Origin of the sequence: Vreelandella vilamensis (assembly GCF_031451755.1) — a bacterium.
GTDB classification, from domain to species: Bacteria; Pseudomonadota; Gammaproteobacteria; order Pseudomonadales; family Halomonadaceae; genus Vreelandella; species Vreelandella vilamensis.
On sequence record NZ_JARWAN010000005.1, the window covers coordinates 146718 to 163829 of the forward strand.

A 17112-nucleotide genomic window follows, 5' to 3' on the forward strand; every position below is an offset into this window, starting at 1 on the left:
ATGCGACAACACGACACTAACGCAGTCACTTCTTTTACGGCATACGACTTAAGCGGTATACGAGCGCAACCGCCGCTGAAGCACTTCAAAAAAACTGTCAACGCTTAGCGCCAACAAGGCAATGACCAATGCCCCCTGCACTACATACGCCATATTGGTATTGACGATACCGGCAATAATCGGGTCGCCTAAATTACTTGCCCCCACGGTTGAACCCAACGCAGCGGTTGCGATATTAATCGTAATTGAGGTGCGCACCCCGGCAAGAATCACGGGAGCCGCCAATGGAAGCTCCACCTGGCGTAGAATTTGGCCATCGGTCATCCCCATCCCACGCGCCGATGAAATCGTTGCGAAATCAACACCTTTTAGGCCAGCAATTGTGTTGCGCACAATTGGCAGCAATCCATAAAGCACTAGGGCAACAATAATCGGCAGCGTACCAAACCCCAGCGCCGGCACCGCTAGCGCCAGCACCGCCACCGGCGGAAACGTCTGCCCCAACGAAGCCACCTGCGTGGCCAGAGGTAAAAAATCACGCCCCCACTCCCGCGTTACCGCAACGCCTGCGAGAAGGCCCACGCTAACCGTCACAAGCGCAGCGATGCCGACCACAAACACATGCCGCCCTAAGAGCGTGATAAAATCCGCACGCTGATAAATCACTTGGCGAACATCAGGCGCGAGCCAACGAAAGACCGCCTCAGCCGCCGGCATGGCCATAACCGCCAATGCCAATAGCGCTATCCATATCACGGGGAGCAGTAGCTGAACGGGATGGTAGGCTGAAAGAGAAAGCTGAGGCTTACGACTCACGCGAACTTCCTTGCTCTGTTGAGTGGGCTTCCTTAACCAGTTTGCGTAGCGATAACTCACCAACGGGCATATCGTGCTGATCCACGACGGTCAGCCGCTCGCTATGGTCACGCAACATCATCGAGAGCGCTTGGCGCAAGGTATAACGGGCAGGAATACGCGATTGCGCCGGAAGCGTCGGCCCAAGGGGCGCCATGTGATCTTTTACACGGGTGAGCGAGGCCTGCTTCAGCCCCCTCTCCAACCCCCCTAATAGCGAATCGACAAAGGCATCGGCCGGCTTTTGCAGAAGAGACAGCGGCGTGCCCTGCTGAATGATTTTGCCAGCACGCATGACCACTAAGTGATCCGCTAAACGCAGCGCTTCATCCATATCGTGGGTGACAAACACGATGGTTTTATGCAACCGCGCCTGCAGCTGCATTAGCATCTCTTGGAGTTTTTCGCGGGTAATGGGATCGAGCGCTCCAAAGGGCTCATCCATCAGCAAAATATCCGGATCCGCTGCGAGCGCCCGTGCGACCCCCACCCGCTGCGCCTGTCCGCCGGAAAGCTGATGCGGGTACTTATTAGCAAATTCGCCGACCGGTAACCCCAGCAGCTGCATCAATTCTTCAACACGTTGACGCACTTGGCTTGCCGGCCACTTGAGAAGCCGCGGCACTAAGCCAATATTGCGCGCCACGCTCCAATGCGGGAAAAGTCCTGTATTTTGAATTACATAGCCAATGCGGCGGCGTAAAAGCACGGGGTCGTAGTCAGAAATCGCTTGCTCATCGAGCAAAATCTCGCCTTCACTATGCGCTAGTAAACGGTTGATCATGCGTAGCGTCGTCGATTTACCGCAGCCCGACGTTCCCACTAACGCACAAAACTTTCCCTTGGGTATATTCAAAGAAACATCGTCAACGGCCACGGTATCGTCAAAATATTTGGAAACGTTACGTAGCTCAATCATACGCCGCTCCCCGGCGCAGCTGCGCTGCCAAAGCGCCTATGCCGGCATCCGCGGCGAGCGCCATGACCAAGATAGGCAATGCCCCTAGTAACACCATATCCATCGCGGCTTGCCCTAATCCTTGAAAAATAAAGGCGCCTAAACCACCAGCACCAATTAACGCGGCTACCGCCGTTAAACCGATGGCTTGAACCATCGTAATGCGCACCCCTTCGAGCAAAATCGGCAGCGCCAGCGGTACACGCACCTGCCAAAACCGCTGCGAGTTACGCATCCCCATGCCGGTGGCTGCATCGAGCACATCGGGACTTACGGCTTCTAGCGCCACATAGGTGTTACGCACAATTGGTAAAAGACTGTAGATGATTAACGCAATCAGAGCGGGCGTCCAACCAATCCCTTTAATGCCTAACTGTGCAGCAAAGGGAACATTCGCCGAAAGCCATGCCAACGGGGCCAGTAACAAACCAAAAAGCGCTAGGCTCGGCACCGTCTGAAAAAAGTTTAACAGCGCAAAGCCGCCTCGCTGCAGGCGGTGAAAGCGTCGCATCAAAAGCGCTATCCCCATGCCGAGTACGATACTGACGCTCACGGCAATCGTCACCAGCGCCAAGTGTTGGCGTAACGCTTGGTAAAACTGTTCTTCTCGGGTTTGAAACTCTTGCACCAGCGCTAAGCTTTCAAGCCAAAAGGCAGCGCACCCCCACCATACAGCGCCAATCCCTACCAGCAAAAGCGCCATCCAACCGCGCGCTAAAGATAAACACAAACGCAGCTCGACCAACCCTAGAAGGGCTAAAAACATCACCACCCAATACGCCGGCCCAATACCAAGCCGTGCCTGAGGCTGAGCGCCATCAACCAACCAATGGCTAGCGGCCATTAGCCCAAACGGCATCAGAAGCAGCAACAACACCAGTGCCGCTACCTGGGCTATATAGTTTAATCGTGTGCGCTCCGGTTGGCTTGCAAGCACGGTCATCGCCAGAATAATCACCGATGCCAGTATGCCGCCTCCCCAACTCAGCGCCTGCCAAACAGGGTAGCCGGTACCCGAGACAATCCGGTTGGCCGCAACACTAACTGTTGGAAGTCCCCATACTGCTGCCAACATTGCAAGACCCAACGTCAGGATTACCCAGTTGGGACGCCACTGTGAGAAGCGTCCCTGCGTAGGTAGCGCGTCCTTCAACGGCATGGATTATTGACCCGAGCTACTGCGGCGTAAATTGTTCAAATAGTCTTGAGCCACTTGGTCAGCGGCAAGGCCATTAACGGCGACATCGGCATTCAACCGCTGCAGTGTTTCGAGATCCAGCGAAGTGAAAACCGCTTCCAGCGCGGGTTCAATCTGCGGATACTGCTCTAACACTTCTTCACGCACCACCGGCGCTGGCTGATAAACCGGCTGCACGCCTTTGGAGTCTTCCAGCACAACGAGTCCTAGCGCGCTTAGTCCGCCATCGGTGCCATACGTCATGGCCGCATTGGTGCCGCTGGTTTGCTGAGCCGCCGCGCGCATGGTGGCGGCGGTATTACCCCCAGAGAGCACCAGCAGCTGATCTTCGCTTAGCTCAAACCCATAAGCGTCTTGGAAGGCAGGCAGGGCCTGCTCGGACTCAACGAACTCAGCGCTCGCCGCGAACTTAAACTCCCCACCTGAGGCCAGGTAGTCGGCTAAATCTTCCAGCGTTTCTAACCCATGTTCACGGGCTATATCCTGACGCACACTCATTGCCCACGTATTGTTAGCGCTGGCGGGCGTAAGCCAAATCAACCCATTCTCGGCATCGCGCTCACGTACCGTTTGGTAGGCCTTTTCTGCATTGTTCCAAACCGAACTATCGGCCATCTCGAAAAAGAACGCGCCATTACCGGTGTACTCTGGGTAGAGATCAATTTCTCCTGTTTTTAGCGCTTGTCTCACCACGCTGGTAGCGCCTAGCTGCAAACGGTTCTCGGTGGGAATACCCTCATGCTCAAGCGTCTGCAGCACCAACTCGCCAAGCACGCCCCCTTCGGTGTCGATTTTAGACGACACCACCACGGGGTCTTGCGCCTGAGCCGATGCCATGAAAGTTGCCGAGATAACGCTTGTGGCAATGATTGATGTCGTGAGTCGCATGGTCACGCTCCTTTTCAAGCAGAGGCGACTGGCCTCTGTCGCGGGTTGGGTCGCGGATTGGACAAAATTAGCGGTTCACGATGGAGTATAAGGCTTCAGCGCGTTGAAGTCAGACGCCTGCAAGCAAGCGCCTTGCATGACTTAGGCAGTTTCTACTACTTATGTTCTATTACCCATGTTCGACTACCCATGTCGTACCTTCGCGTGAGTCTTTAAGCACAATACCCTGCTCGGCAAGTTCATCACGAATGGCATCCGCCTTGGTGAAATCTTTATTCGCTTTTGCCTCGGCACGTTCCCTGATCTTGGCCTCAATATCGGCTTCATCCAGCAAAAGCGCCTGCCCCCCTTTCAAAAAGGCCTCCGGCGACTGCTGCAGCAGCCCAAGCAGCGCTGCCAGCGTTTTCAGCTCGTGCGCGAGTGTCGTCGCTTGCTCGGGGTCACTACTTCTCAAGCGGTTAAGTTCGCGAACCAATTCAAACAATACCGACAGCGCCTCAGGGGTATTAAAGTCATCATCCATCGCGGCAAAGAAACGCTCACGATAATGGCTTTCCGCGGAACCTAGCTCGGCATCCGCACTTGGCGTCGATTCTCCAAGCGCTAGCCCTTCGAGTGACGTGTAAAAACGCACGAGTGACTTGCGCGCTTCAACGAGTGAATCCACCGAGTAGTTGATCGGGCTACGATAGTGGCTAGCCACCAACAGGTAGCGCACGACTTCCGCATCATGTTCATTTAATACATCACGAATGGTGAAGAAATTGCCCAGTGACTTGGACATTTTTTCTTGGTTTACCCGGACCGCGCCAGCGTGCATCCATGTATTAACAAACGGCTTCCCATTAGCTGCCTCGGACTGGGCAATTTCGTTTTCATGATGGGGAAAGGTCAAATCCGGCCCACCGCCGTGGATATCGAAGGTATCACCTAAGCAACACTTGGACATTGCCGAGCACTCAATATGCCAGCCGGGGCGACCCTCACCCCAAGGAGAAGCCCAATGTGCCTCACCGGATTTGGCGGCTTTCCACAGCACAAAGTCGAGCGGGTCTTCTTTGTGGGCGTCCACCTCGATGCGAGCTCCCGAGCGCATATCATCGAGATTGCGATTATTAAGTTTGCCGTAGCCTTCAAACTTGCGCACGCGATAGTAGACGTCGCCATTATCCGCCGCGTAAGCGTATCCTTTTGTGATCAACGTTTCGATCATGGCAATAATATCGTCAATATGGCGGGTTGCACGCGGCTCTTGATCCGGCGGCAGCACATTCAAGCGTGCTTCGTCTTCGTGCATCGCCGCGATCATGCGCTCGGTCAACGCCGTGATGCTTTCGCCATTTTCCTCAGCACGCTTTAATATCTTGTCGTCGATATCGGTGATGTTGCGCACGTAGGTTACGTCATACCCTCGCGCACGTAGATAACGGCTAATAACATCAAACGCGACCATGACACGGGCGTGGCCTAGGTGACAGTAGTCATAAACGGTCATCCCGCAGACATACATGCGCACCTTCCTTGGTTCCAGCGTTTGGAAAGGCTCTTTGCGACGCGTTAACGTATTGTAAATTTGCATAGCCCCTCCTTTAGCCTTTCTGCTTAATTTTCGCCCAGGTATCTTTCAGGCCCACGGTACGGTTGAATACCAAATGCTCTGGCGTTGATGCGTGGCGATCGGCGCAGAAGTAGCCAACGCGTTCAAATTGAAAACGCGACTCCGGCGTGGCATGGGCTAGGCTCGGCTCGCCAATCGCTTGGCAAACAGTGAGTGATTCCGGATTCAAATGCTCTAAAAAATCGGCGTCTTTATCTTTATCGGGCTGCTCTTCCAAGAAGAGATTGTCGTATAAACGCACTTCCAATGGCACACCATGAACTGCACTTACCCAGTGAATGACCCCCTTCACCTTACGGCCTTCCGGATTCTTGCCCAGCGTATCGAAATCCACCGAGCAATGAAGCGCGGTTATTTCGCCGCTTTCATCCTTGATGACATCATCGCAGCGGATCACATAGGAATTACGCAGACGCACTTCTTTGCCCGGCGCTAAGCGGAAGAACTTTTTCGGCGGCTCTTCCATAAAATCGTCGCGGTCAATGTAAAGCTCGCGGGTAAAGGGCACGCGACGAACCGGCATGTCATCCCGCGCCGGATGACCTGGAACGTCGTACACTTCCTCATGCCCTTCGGGGACATTGGTCAGCACAACTTTCAGCGGCTTCAACACGCACATTGAACGCGGTGCACTGTCTTCCAGATCGGAGCGAATCGCATGGGTTAACATGGCAATATCCACCAGCCCGCCGTCAGCGCGGGTCACGCCGATCATGTCACAGAACTTACGGATGGAGGCCGGCGTGTAGCCTCGGCGACGCATGCCAGAAACAGTGGGCATGCGCGGATCATCCCACCCGTCAACAATCCCCTGATCCACCAGCAACTTAAGCTTACGCTTAGACGTCAACGTATAGTTGAGGTTGAGTCGGGAAAACTCGATCTGACGCGGCTTGCACGGTACAGGTAAGTTATCGAGAAACCACTCATAAAGCGGGCGGTGATCCTCAAACTCCAAGGTGCAAATTGAGTGTGTCACCCCCTCAAGCGCATCCGACTGACCGTGAGTAAAATCGTAAGAAGGGTAAATTTTCCATTTATCGCCGGTCTGGTGGTGCGTCGCGTGGCGAATACGATAGAGAATCGGGTCGCGCAGGTTGATATTCGGCGACGCCATATCAATCTTGGCGCGCAAAACTTTTTCGCTCTCGCCAAATTCTCCCTCACGCATGCGTGCTAGCAGATCAAGGTTCTCCTCTGCATTACGCTCGCGATATGGGCTTGGGGTTCCCGGCTCAGTGAGGGTGCCACGGTACTCGCGAATTTCATCAGGCGAAAGATCATCAACATAGGCTTTACCTTCACGAATCAAATGCTGCGCCCACGCGTATAGCTGGTCAAAGTAGTCAGAGGCGAATCGCACAGGGCCTGCCCATTCAAAGCCCAGCCAACTGACATCTTCTTTGATGGCGTCAATATAGGCTTGTTCTTCCTTTGCCGGATTAGTGTCATCAAAGCGCAAGTGGCAGTCACCACCCATCTGCTCCGCTAAACCAAAATTCAAACAGATCGATTTTGCATGGCCAATGTGCAGAAAGCCGTTTGGCTCTGGCGGAAAGCGCGTCACGATCTTAGTGACCTGGCCGCCCTCAATCTCTTCGCGTACTTGGTTACGAATAAAATTCGGCGCTGGGGTGGTCTCGTTGGTCATGGTGGAGTTAGTAACCTCATGGTAGATGGCGTGCTAGGCTTCGCGGTGCCAAGCAAAACCGCTATTATAACGTGACGCCTGAGCATAGCACCAAGGCGAAGGCCTTTATTGAACAGGAATTTACCCATGATCGTATTACAGACTAACCTCGGTGACATCACCATTGCACTTAACCACGAAAAAGCGCCGGTAACAGCGGCTAACTTTGAGCAGTACGTGCGTGATGGATTTTATGACGCCACCTTGTTTCACCGCGTTATTGACGGCTTTATGGTTCAAGGCGGCGGTTTCGACCAGGATTTCAATCAAAAGCCTACCCGTGCGCCCATTGAAAATGAAGCGGATAATGGCCTGAAAAATACGAAAGGCACGCTGGCAATGGCGCGCACCCAAGATCCACACTCCGCGACAGCACAGTTTTTCATTAACATTAACGACAATAGTTTTTTAGATCATAGCGGAAAATCGCTACAGGGCTGGGGCTACACGGTATTTGGTGAGGTCATCGAAGGCATGGAGGTCGTCGAAAAAATTAAAAACGTCAGCACAACGCGCCGTGGCATGCACGCCGATGTTCCTGCTGAAGACATTATTATCGAGCGCGCCTACTTCAAAGATGCTGACTAAATAAACGGAGAGCCTTATGCGCACTCTGCTGGTAGCCGATTTGCACCTTAGCGAGCATACCCCTGAGATAACTCAAGGGTTTCTCGACTATTTAGCCACCACGGCGGTGGGTGCGGAAGCCGTTTATATTTTGGGCGATTTGTTTGATGCCTGGATTGGCGACGACCTCCTTCAGTACCCGCATCCGCTAGCGGATATCGCCAAACAGGTCGCGGAAGCTTTATCTAAACTTGGCGAAAACGGTACCCGTATCTATTTAATGCACGGTAACCGTGATTTTTTTATCGGCCAGCGCTTTGCTGATGCCTGTAGTGCTACCTTGTTGCCGGATATTCAGGAAGCTGAGCTTCATGGAATTCCGCTCGTATTGCTACATGGCGATAGCCTTTGCACGCTGGATAAGGATTTCATGGCATTTCGACAACAGTCTCGCGACCCGCAGTGGCAAGCACAAATGCTTGAGTTGCCACTCGCCCAACGCCTGGAGCTAGCCTCAAGCTTGCGTCAGCAATCAGGTGACGCCAACGCGACAAAAGCGCAAGCGATCATGGATGTGACGCCCTCCGAAGTCGTGAAACTGATGGAGAAGCGCGGTGTCGCCACAATGATTCATGGCCACACTCACCGACCTAAAGTGCATGATCTGACGGTGGAGGGCGTGCCCGCTAAACGCTTTGTGCTAGGGGATTGGGATAATCAACATGGCTGGGATATTGTGATTGATGACGCGACAGAAAGTGCAATAGCCCCGCGTCTACGCCAATTCCCATTAGGCCAGTCACCACGTTAGGTTAGACATCTCCCGCTCATCAAAACGCCGCCTTTAAAGGCGGCGTTTTTGTGCAATACATTACGTTTTGGTCGTTAGCGACGCTCGACGTCAGCATCACTTCGTAGATCATCGATTAAACCTTGAATCACGGATTGCGCGCGCAGCTGTTCTGCCATCTGAGCTACAAAACGTTCGGTCTGCTCATCGACGTCTCCATCTCTCACGTCATCTAGGGCGATGATGGCAACCCCTTCGGGCAGTTCAACAGAGCGATAGGTGCTTTCGTCATTTTCAGGATGCGGCATGCGGAAGGCCGACTGCACAATCATACGTGGCACCGTGGTATCGGCCTCACGACTGATACCATTGGCCTCACGCCAATCAATGGCGTTGCTTTCAGGGGCGGCGAGCAATTCCTGAGCCTCATCCATTAGCGCTTGCTGCTGTTTACGTGCCCTGACGGCTGCTTGCACCTGTTCACGCACTTGCTCTAAAGGCAACACACTTGCTTCACGATGCTCCGCTACGCGCAATACCATGCGGCGGTCATTATCCAGCTCGATCACTTCGCTGTTATAACGCTCCTCTAGCACCTCTTGGCTAAACGCAGCATTCATAACCCCGGGTTCTGACAGCACACCTTCGCCTTCTCCCCTTGCAAGCCAATCGCTCTCTTGCAGCGTCAAGCCAATGTCATCGGCCACACTTTGGAGATCATCTGCTGCAAAGCTCTCATCAATAAGTTGCTGGACGCGCTGGTTAAATTCATCGTCAACCTCACGCATTGCAACGTCTTGACGCAACCGATCACGCTGCTCTTCAAACGCAGGACGATCAATGTCTTGAATTTGAATAATATGAAAAGCGTTATCCATCTCAACAGGTGATGAGACTTCGCCTTCGTCTAAGGCGAAAGCCGCCTCATCAAACGCCTCGCCAAAGAAACCGCGACTAATCTGGCCCAAATCACCGCCATCCTCAGCGCTTGCAGTATCATCAGAAAAGCGGGCGGCTGTATCGGCAAAGCTTTCACCGCTATCTAATGCGGCTAACGCTTCTTCGGCTCGCGCCTGCGCTTGCTCACGCGTTCGCTCATCGCCATAGGTGATCATGATATGGGCGGCATGGCGATCCGCATTTTGATTTTGCTCGCGCCACGCTTCACGCAACGCAGCCTCACTTACTTCGACGTTCGCCGCCATTTCTTCACGGTCAATCACGACATATTCTAGGCGAACTTGCTCAGGCCGTTCAAAACGCTCGACGTTTTCATTGTAGTAGCGCTCAAGTTCCTCTTGGCTAACATCGACACTGGCTGCGTCATCAGGCGAGAGAATATGGTAGCGGAAACTTCGCTGTTGGTGCTGTAGGTCGGCTAAACGCTGCTGCTCGGTCTCCAGTGTAAAGTCACTGAACGCAAGACCTTGTTGAAGCTGTCGACGCTTCACATCAGTGCGTAACTCCTGACGAAATGAGAGAGGAGTGTACCCTGCCCTGGCCAAGCGGTTACGAAATTGCTCAGGGGAAAACACCCCCTCTTGGTCTTGGAATTCAGGCAGGTTAACGATGAGCTGATCTAGCTGATCATCAGAGACGTAGAAACCGCCCTCTTCTGCATACTGAGTCAAAAGGCGTTGCGTAATTAGCTGATCTAGCATTTCGTTGCGCAGGGCGCGTTCTTGTTCAGGAGGCACTTGTCCAGAGCGCATCGCACGCTGCACTTCAAGCTCTACCTCTTGCCGTACGATGGGCTCGCCATTCACCGACGCCACTTCGTCAGGATCGCCTCCAAACAAGCCAAACAGCGATTCCACGCCAAATAGCGCCATCGCGGCCACCATGACGCCAATAATGATTTTTGCTCCCCAGCTTCTGGAGCCATCGCGAATACTTTGCAGCATGTTAGCCTCAGTTCAAATAGCCAAACGGTTCAATTGCAAACGGCGGCCAAAAATAACATGGGCGCATCGCGTTAACGATGCGCCCATGAGACTATTCCTAAAAACTATCCCTGATACATCGGATTAGTTAACGGCGTCTTTCAGTGCCTTACCTGCTTTGAAGCTGGGTACTTTCGCGGCACTGATTTCAATCGGCTGACCGGTTTGCGGATTGCGGCCGGTTCGCGCAGCTCGCTCTTTGATCGAAAAGGTACCAAAACCTACCAGTGAAACACTCTCGCCTTTTTTGAGGCTATCGGTGACAGACTCCACCATGGCATCCAATGCACGGGTTGCCGCTGCCTTTGGAATATCAGCAGATGCGGCAATGGCTTCAATCAGCTCGGACTTATTCACACTTCACCCCTTGACTGTTTCAAAAAATGGCTCTGAACGGCATGGTCACCGGCTGGCTCGACGATCAAAGCGTAGCTGCATTTTATAGCAACGCCTTGAAATCGCTGTCAAGCAACCAAGCCGCATTACACCCGCCCAACAAGGCGTTGAGTGTATGGATTAAAAAGCTAAACGTATAGACACGATTGCTTTAATGCGTACTTACCGCAGTAGTATTAGCGAACGCTTTTTCGCTACCACTCACAATAGTCTCTTTATCGCCTGACTCAGCTAAAGCAACCGCCAATACATCGTCGATCCAACGCACCGGACGAATATCTAACGCATCTTTAATCTTATCCGGCACTTCTTTTAGATCTCTTCGGTTTTCTTCCGGTATAAGGACGATCTTTATACCACCCCGACGGGCTGCCAGCAATTTCTCCTTTAGCCCGCCAATAGGCAACACTTCACCGCGTAAATTGACCTCACCCGTCATCGCCACGTTACAACGTACGGGCCGACGGCTATACGCAGAAACCATGGCCGTCACCATTGCAACGCCTGCACTGGGGCCGTCTTTGGGAGTCGCACCCTCTGGCACGTGAATATGCAAATCTTCTTTTTCAAAACGCTCAGGATCAATACCATAGGCGTCGGCTCGCGCTCGAACAACGGTATGCGCTGCACTCACCGATTCTTTCATCACATCGCCCAGTGAACCTGTTTTATTCACGCGGCCTTTCCCAGGGGTTACCACGGATTCGATATTGAGAAGCTCACCCCCCACCGATGTCCACGCTAAACCAGTCACACGCCCCACCTGATCTTCTTGATCGGCCAAGCCATAGCTATACCGGCGAACACCCGCATACGTTTCAATTTGCGCAGCGCTGAGCACTTGCCCGGGTTGTGCTTGCTTATTATCGCGCTCATGTTCAAGCCGTTCTCGCAGCACTTTACGCGCAACTTTGGCAATTTGACGCTCAAGCTCACGTACACCCGCTTCACGCGTGTAGTAGCGAATAAGCTCTAGCAGCGCAGAATCATCTAGGTCAATTTCACCGGCTTTCAAGCCGTTAGCTTCACGCTGTTTAGGCAGCAAATAACGCTTGGCAATTGCTAGCTTTTCATCTTCGGTGTACCCAGGTAAGCGGATAATTTCCATCCGGTCGAGCAGAGGTCCTGGGATGTTCATCGAATTAGCCGTGCAAATAAACAGCGTCTCAGACAGGTCATAATCCAGCTCCAAGTAATGGTCACTGAAGCTGTTATTCTGCTCAGGATCAAGTACCTCCAATAGCGCTGAGGACGGATCACCGCGATGATCCATACCAAGCTTGTCCACTTCATCAAGCAAGAAAAGCGGATTCTTCACTCCGGCTCGACTCATGCGCTGCATCAGCTTACCGGGTAACGAGCCAATATACGTGCGTCGATGACCACGAATTTCCGACTCATCGCGTACCCCGCCAAGCGCCAAACGCACATACTTTCGATTAGTCGCACGCGCAATCGAGCGCCCTAACGAGGTTTTACCCACCCCCGGCGGCCCTACCAAGCAAAGCACCGGACCCTTCATTTTACGCACACGCTTTTGGACCGCGAGATATTCCAAAATACGGGATTTCACTTCCTCAAGGCCGTAATGATCTTCATCGAGGACTTGCTGCGCCTTGACGAGATCATGCTTAACCCGTGTGCGTTTTTTCCACGGCACCGCGATTAACCAATCCAAATAGGAGCGTACCACCGTGGCTTCAGCAGAATTGGCGGACATCATCTTGAGCTTGTTTAGCTCCTGAGTCGCTTTTTCCATCGCTTCTTTGGGCATGCCCGAATCATTGATGGACTGTTCGTATTTTTCCACCTCATTGGGTACATCGTCCAGCTCACCCATTTCTTTTTGGATGGCCTTCATCTGCTCATTGAGGTAATACTCGCGTTGCGTCTTTTCCATCTGCTCTTTAACGCGTGTACGGATACGCTTTTCTACTTGAAGCAGGTCGATCTCGGACTCAATCAACGCCATCAGATGTTCGATGCGATCGCGAACGCGATCCATCTCCAACAACTCCTGCTTGTCGCCAATTTTCAACGACAAATGCGCGCAAATGATATCCACCAAGCGGCTGGGGTCTTCAATCCCCGACAGAGAATTAAGTACCTCATTAGGGACTTTTTTCGATAGCTTGACGTACTGTTCGAACTGATTTAGCAGAACACGCACCAATGCTTCTTGCTCACGCTCGGTCAACGGCTGGCTATCACGGGGTTCGATATACGCCTGTGTATAGCCATCGTCATGCTCTTCTATACGACCGACATCCGCACGGAAACTACCTTCAATCAGAACTTTGACCGTACCATCAGGAAGTTTTAACAGCTGCATGATCTCAGCCACCGTTCCCATGGCGTAAAGATCAGCATTATCAGGGTCATCCTGAGAGGCTTCGCGCTGAGCAACCAGCAAGACGCGTTTATCCGCTTCCATTGCGGCTTCTAACGCTTGAATCGACTTTTCGCGCCCGACAAATAGTGGAATTACCATCTGCGGATAAACCACAACATCCCGCAGCGGTAGAAGTGGGAAACTTTGTGTCATTTTGGCGTTCTGCTGCATCGCAGACGTTCCTCGGGAATTCGGGTGAGTAACTAAGATGAAAGTGTGGCGCACGAGTCAAGCTTACGCGTCATTCATCCGATAGGCGAGTTAGTCAATGAGCTAGACAAGTAGCACAGAGTAAAATGGCACCAAAGAAAAATAAGGGGCCGCCGCGGCGACCCCCATTATGGCGCTGATAGGAAGGCGCTGTGCCAAATATTACTGCGCCGTCAAATCCCTCTTAACCATCTGTACCATCAACCCGTGCCTCTTCTTGCTGCGAGTAAATCAGCAACGGTTCGCTTTCGCCAGCGATTACGGATGCATCAATGACGACCTTGCTCACGCCTTCGAGTGAGGGTATTTCGTACATAGTGTCGAGCAACACAGACTCTAAAATAGAGCGCAAGCCGCGTGCACCGGTTTTACGCTCCATCGCTTTTTCTGCTACAGCACGTAATGCATCTTCACGGAACTCAAGCGTCACATCTTCCATTTCAAACAGCTTAACATACTGTTTAATCAATGAATTTTTAGGCTCGGTAAGAATTTGAACTAACGCATCTTCAGTGAGCTCGGTGAGCGTTGCAATCACAGGCACGCGCCCAACAAACTCAGGTATCAATCCGTACTTAACCAAATCTTCAGGCTCGACATCGGCCAAGAGCTCGCCCACGCCACGTGATGACTCTTTGCTCTTCACACTGGCATTGAAACCAATGCCACCCTTCTCAGCGCGATCACGGATAACTTTATCGAGACCCGAAAAAGCACCACCAACAATAAACAATATATTCGCCGTGTGCACTTGCACAAATTCTTGTTGTGGGTGCTTACGACCACCTTGCGGCGGCACGGAGGCTGTCGTACCTTCAATCAGCTTCAGCAACGCTTGCTGCACCCCTTCACCGGATACATCACGCGTGATGGAAGGATTATCAGATTTGCGCGAAATCTTATCGATCTCATCAATATAAACAATACCACGCTCTGCTTTCTCTACGTCGTATTCGCACTTTTGCAGCAGCTTTTGAATGATGTTTTCAACATCTTCACCCACATAACCGGCTTCTGTCAGTGTTGTCGCATCTGCAATCGTGAAAGGCACGTTCAACAGGCGGGCCATGGTCTCCGCAAGTAGGGTTTTACCGCTACCTGTCGGGCCAATCAGCAAGATATTGGATTTACCTAGTTCTACTTCGCCTTCGCGAACACCAGATTTTAGTCGTTTGTAGTGGTTATACACCGCTACGGATAGCACCATTTTGGCGCGATCTTGTCCGATGACGTAGTCGTCGAGGGTATAACGAATCTCACGAGGCGTCGGCAGACGCTCCTCATCGCTCTCGGCATCGGCTTCGAGAACTTCCTCGCGAATGATGTCATTACACAGATCGACACACTCATCGCAGATATAAACGGATGGGCCAGCAATTAGCTTACGCACTTCGTTTTGGTTTTTACCACAAAACGAGCAGTAAAGCAGCTTGCCACCTTCGTCTTTGCCTTTGCCGTCGGCCATTCGCGTACCTCTGTCACTGCGGCGGCAGTTGCCGCCGGAAAGCTCGTTAAAAAAGCGCAGACCTATCTCATAAAGCGCATGCTGATCACGCTATCAGGATGTAGGTCGCTTATCCAGCACCGCGTCAACCAATCCATACTCTTTCGCTTGGTTGGCGCTCATAAAGTTATCACGATCAGTATCTTGTGCCACTGTCGAAAGTTCCTGACCGGTATGGTGCGCCAGGATTTGGTTCAATCGATCACGAATACCCAAAATTTCACGGGTATGAATTTCAATATCAGAGGCTTGTCCCTGATAGCCACCAAGCGGTTGGTGGATCATCATCCGCGAATTGGGCAGGCAGAAACGTTTTTCTGCTGCACCGCCAGCAAGCAAGAGAGCGCCCATGCTTGCTGCTTGACCGATACACACGGTCGAAATATCCGGCTTTACGAACTGCATCGTGTCGTAAATTGACATGCCCGATGTGACGGACCCGCCCGGAGAATTAATATAGAGATGAATATCTTTATCCGGGTTTTCCGACTCAAGGAAGAGTAGCTGTGCAACTACCAGGTTAGCCATGTAATCTTCTACAGGACCAACCAAAAAGATGACGCGCTCTTTTAAAAGCCGCGAGTATATATCGTAGGCTCGTTCCCCTTTGGCGCTTTGCTCAACCACCATGGGCACCAAACCGCCGGCGTTTTGAATATCAAATTCACTCATCAGTGATTCCTTGCCTTCGATGGGGAAAGGTGCGCCGCTAAGAAGCGCACCTATTGCTAACGGTAATCAGAAAGAAGGAGATTAGGCGCTTGCCTGCTCACCCTCATCTTCACCTTGCTCAGCCTGCTTTGCCGCTGCCAATACCTGCTGGTATGACATTTCAACGTCGTTTACGTTCGCTTGCTCAAGCAGTTTATCGACCGCTTTTTCTTCCAAAATCGCGGACTTCACTTGTGTTTTGAGCTGCTCGTTCCCCATGTAGTATTCAACGACTTGCTGAGGATCTTGGTACTGCTCCGCTAACTCTTCCACTTTGGTTTTAATTTCGTCATCCGTAGCGTCAAGCTCATTGGCTTTGATCACTTCCGCTAACAGCAAGCCCACCTGAACGCGGCCTTTCGCTTGTTCGGCAAAGAGCTCATCGGGAAGCTGACTCACATCAAAATCTTCACCAAGGCCGAACTGCTGGGCGGCTTGACGTTTCATGCCGTCAGTTTCTTGCTTAACAAGTGCGCTAGGCACCGGAATCTCATTTGCTTTTTTCAGCGCATCAAGCACTTGCTGCTTCACACGGTTATCTACTGCTTGCTCTGCCTCACGGCTCATGTTCTTTTTGATTTCGGCGCGGAATTTCTCTTCATCTCCGTCCTCAACGCCGAAGCGTTCAATGAAAGCAGCATCAACATTTGGGAGCGCCTGACCACTGACACTGTGCACCTTGACGTTGAACGTAGCATCTTTACCAGCTAAGTGCTCTGCTTGGTACTCTTCCGGGAAGGTGACGTTAACTGTCTTTTCATCACCAGCTTTCGCACCAATAAGCTGTTCCTCAAAACCTGGAATAAAACTATTGGAACCCAACACTAGCGAGTGGTCTTCAGCACTGCCGCCTTCAAAAGGTTCGTCGCCAAGGTAGCCCTGAAAATCAATTTTGACCTGATCGCCTTCTTCAGCGGGCCGATCGACTTCTTCCCAATCAGCGTTTTGCTTGCGAAGGGTTTCAATCATTTCGTCCACATCAGCATCTGTCACTTCAACGACAGGACGCTCAACATCAGTACCTTCAATGGAGGTCAGCTCGACTTGCGGATACACCTCCATCTTTGCAACGAACTCCAGATCTTTACCCGCTTCATTCACCGTAGGTTCAATTTCTGGATAGCCTGCCGGATTTAGTTCCTCATCCGTAATGGCGCGCACATAGTGTTCACGCATCGATTCGCCCACAACATCGTTGCGAACATCTTGGCCATAGCGCTGCTGAACCACAGCCATTGGCACTCGACCTTTGCGGAAACCGTTCAAGCGAACGTTTTTCGCGGTTTCTTTCAAGCGAGTGCTGACGGCCTCATCGATTTCAGCGGCCGGCACTTGGATGGTCAGGCGGCGTTCGATTGGGGAGGTCGTCTCGACGGAAACTTGCATGAATTG

General features: G+C 52.2%; 14 protein-coding genes. 2 read left to right on the top strand and 12 right to left on the bottom strand.

Annotated features, from left to right (window positions below; all coding sequences use genetic code 11):
* Positions 1-48 precede the first annotated feature (48 nt).
* From QC823_RS04960 to QC823_RS04985, 6 genes are all read right to left on the bottom strand, one after another.
* The gene (locus tag QC823_RS04960; protein ID WP_309655248.1) at positions 49-816 is read right to left on the bottom strand and encodes an ABC transporter permease; all 768 of its coding nucleotides are present in this window, start codon (positions 814-816) and stop codon (positions 49-51) included.
* Positions 806-1774, bottom strand: a complete 969-nt coding sequence (locus QC823_RS04965; protein WP_309655249.1) for an ABC transporter ATP-binding protein — start codon at positions 1772-1774, stop codon at positions 806-808. Before QC823_RS04965 ends, QC823_RS04960 begins: the two co-directional genes overlap by 11 nt.
* Complete coding sequence (locus QC823_RS04970; RefSeq protein WP_309655250.1) at positions 1767-2972, bottom strand: ABC transporter permease; 1206 nt, start codon at positions 2970-2972, stop codon at positions 1767-1769. The genes QC823_RS04965 and QC823_RS04970 overlap by 8 nt, the downstream gene beginning before the upstream one ends.
* A 3-nt stretch (positions 2973-2975) precedes the next feature.
* The gene (osmF, locus tag QC823_RS04975; RefSeq protein WP_422823589.1) at positions 2976-3848 is read right to left on the bottom strand and encodes a glycine betaine ABC transporter substrate-binding protein OsmF; all 873 of its coding nucleotides are present in this window, start codon (positions 3846-3848) and stop codon (positions 2976-2978) included.
* Positions 3849-4068: 220 nt separating this feature from the next.
* Positions 4069-5478 carry a cysteine--tRNA ligase gene (cysS, locus tag QC823_RS04980; RefSeq protein ID WP_309655252.1) on the bottom strand — a complete coding sequence of 470 codons (1410 nt, stop codon included), beginning with the start codon at positions 5476-5478 and terminating at the stop codon, positions 4069-4071.
* A gap of 10 nt (positions 5479-5488) precedes the next feature.
* Positions 5489-7168: a glutamine--tRNA ligase/YqeY domain fusion protein gene (locus tag QC823_RS04985; protein WP_309655253.1), complete on the bottom strand. Its 1680-nt coding sequence runs from the start codon at positions 7166-7168 to the stop codon at positions 5489-5491.
* A 126-nt stretch (positions 7169-7294) separates the two neighbouring features.
* Between QC823_RS04985 and QC823_RS04990 the strand changes: the two genes are divergently transcribed.
* Positions 7295-7795: a peptidylprolyl isomerase gene (locus tag QC823_RS04990; protein WP_309655254.1), complete on the top strand. Its 501-nt coding sequence runs from the start codon at positions 7295-7297 to the stop codon at positions 7793-7795.
* A gap of 16 nt (positions 7796-7811) precedes the next feature.
* Positions 7812-8585: a UDP-2,3-diacylglucosamine diphosphatase gene (locus QC823_RS04995; RefSeq protein WP_309655255.1), complete on the top strand. Its 774-nt coding sequence runs from the start codon at positions 7812-7814 to the stop codon at positions 8583-8585.
* Between the two features lie 74 nt (positions 8586-8659).
* Here the strand turns inward: QC823_RS04995 and QC823_RS05000 are convergent, their stop codons facing one another.
* From QC823_RS05000 to tig, 6 genes are all read right to left on the bottom strand, one after another.
* A complete protein-coding gene (locus tag QC823_RS05000; protein WP_309655256.1) occupies positions 8660-10468 on the bottom strand; it encodes a SurA N-terminal domain-containing protein in 1809 nt (602 codons plus the stop codon).
* A 123-nt stretch (positions 10469-10591) separates the two neighbouring features.
* On the bottom strand, positions 10592-10864 hold the full coding sequence (locus QC823_RS05005; protein ID WP_075879410.1) for an HU family DNA-binding protein: 273 nt from the start codon (positions 10862-10864) through the stop codon (positions 10592-10594).
* A 190-nt stretch (positions 10865-11054) separates the two neighbouring features.
* The gene (gene lon / locus QC823_RS05010; protein WP_309655257.1) at positions 11055-13466 is read right to left on the bottom strand and encodes an endopeptidase La; all 2412 of its coding nucleotides are present in this window, start codon (positions 13464-13466) and stop codon (positions 11055-11057) included.
* 223 nt (positions 13467-13689) lie between these two features.
* A complete protein-coding gene (gene clpX, locus QC823_RS05015) occupies positions 13690-14970 on the bottom strand; it encodes an ATP-dependent Clp protease ATP-binding subunit ClpX (protein ID WP_309655258.1) in 1281 nt (426 codons plus the stop codon).
* Between the two features lie 93 nt (positions 14971-15063).
* Positions 15064-15681 (bottom strand): ATP-dependent Clp endopeptidase proteolytic subunit ClpP, encoded by a 618-nt coding sequence (clpP, locus tag QC823_RS05020; protein ID WP_309655259.1) that lies wholly within the window; start codon positions 15679-15681, stop codon positions 15064-15066.
* An 81-nt stretch (positions 15682-15762) separates the two neighbouring features.
* Positions 15763-17106 carry a trigger factor gene (gene tig, locus QC823_RS05025; protein WP_309655260.1) on the bottom strand — a complete coding sequence of 448 codons (1344 nt, stop codon included), beginning with the start codon at positions 17104-17106 and terminating at the stop codon, positions 15763-15765.
* Positions 17107-17112: the final 6 nt, after the last annotated feature.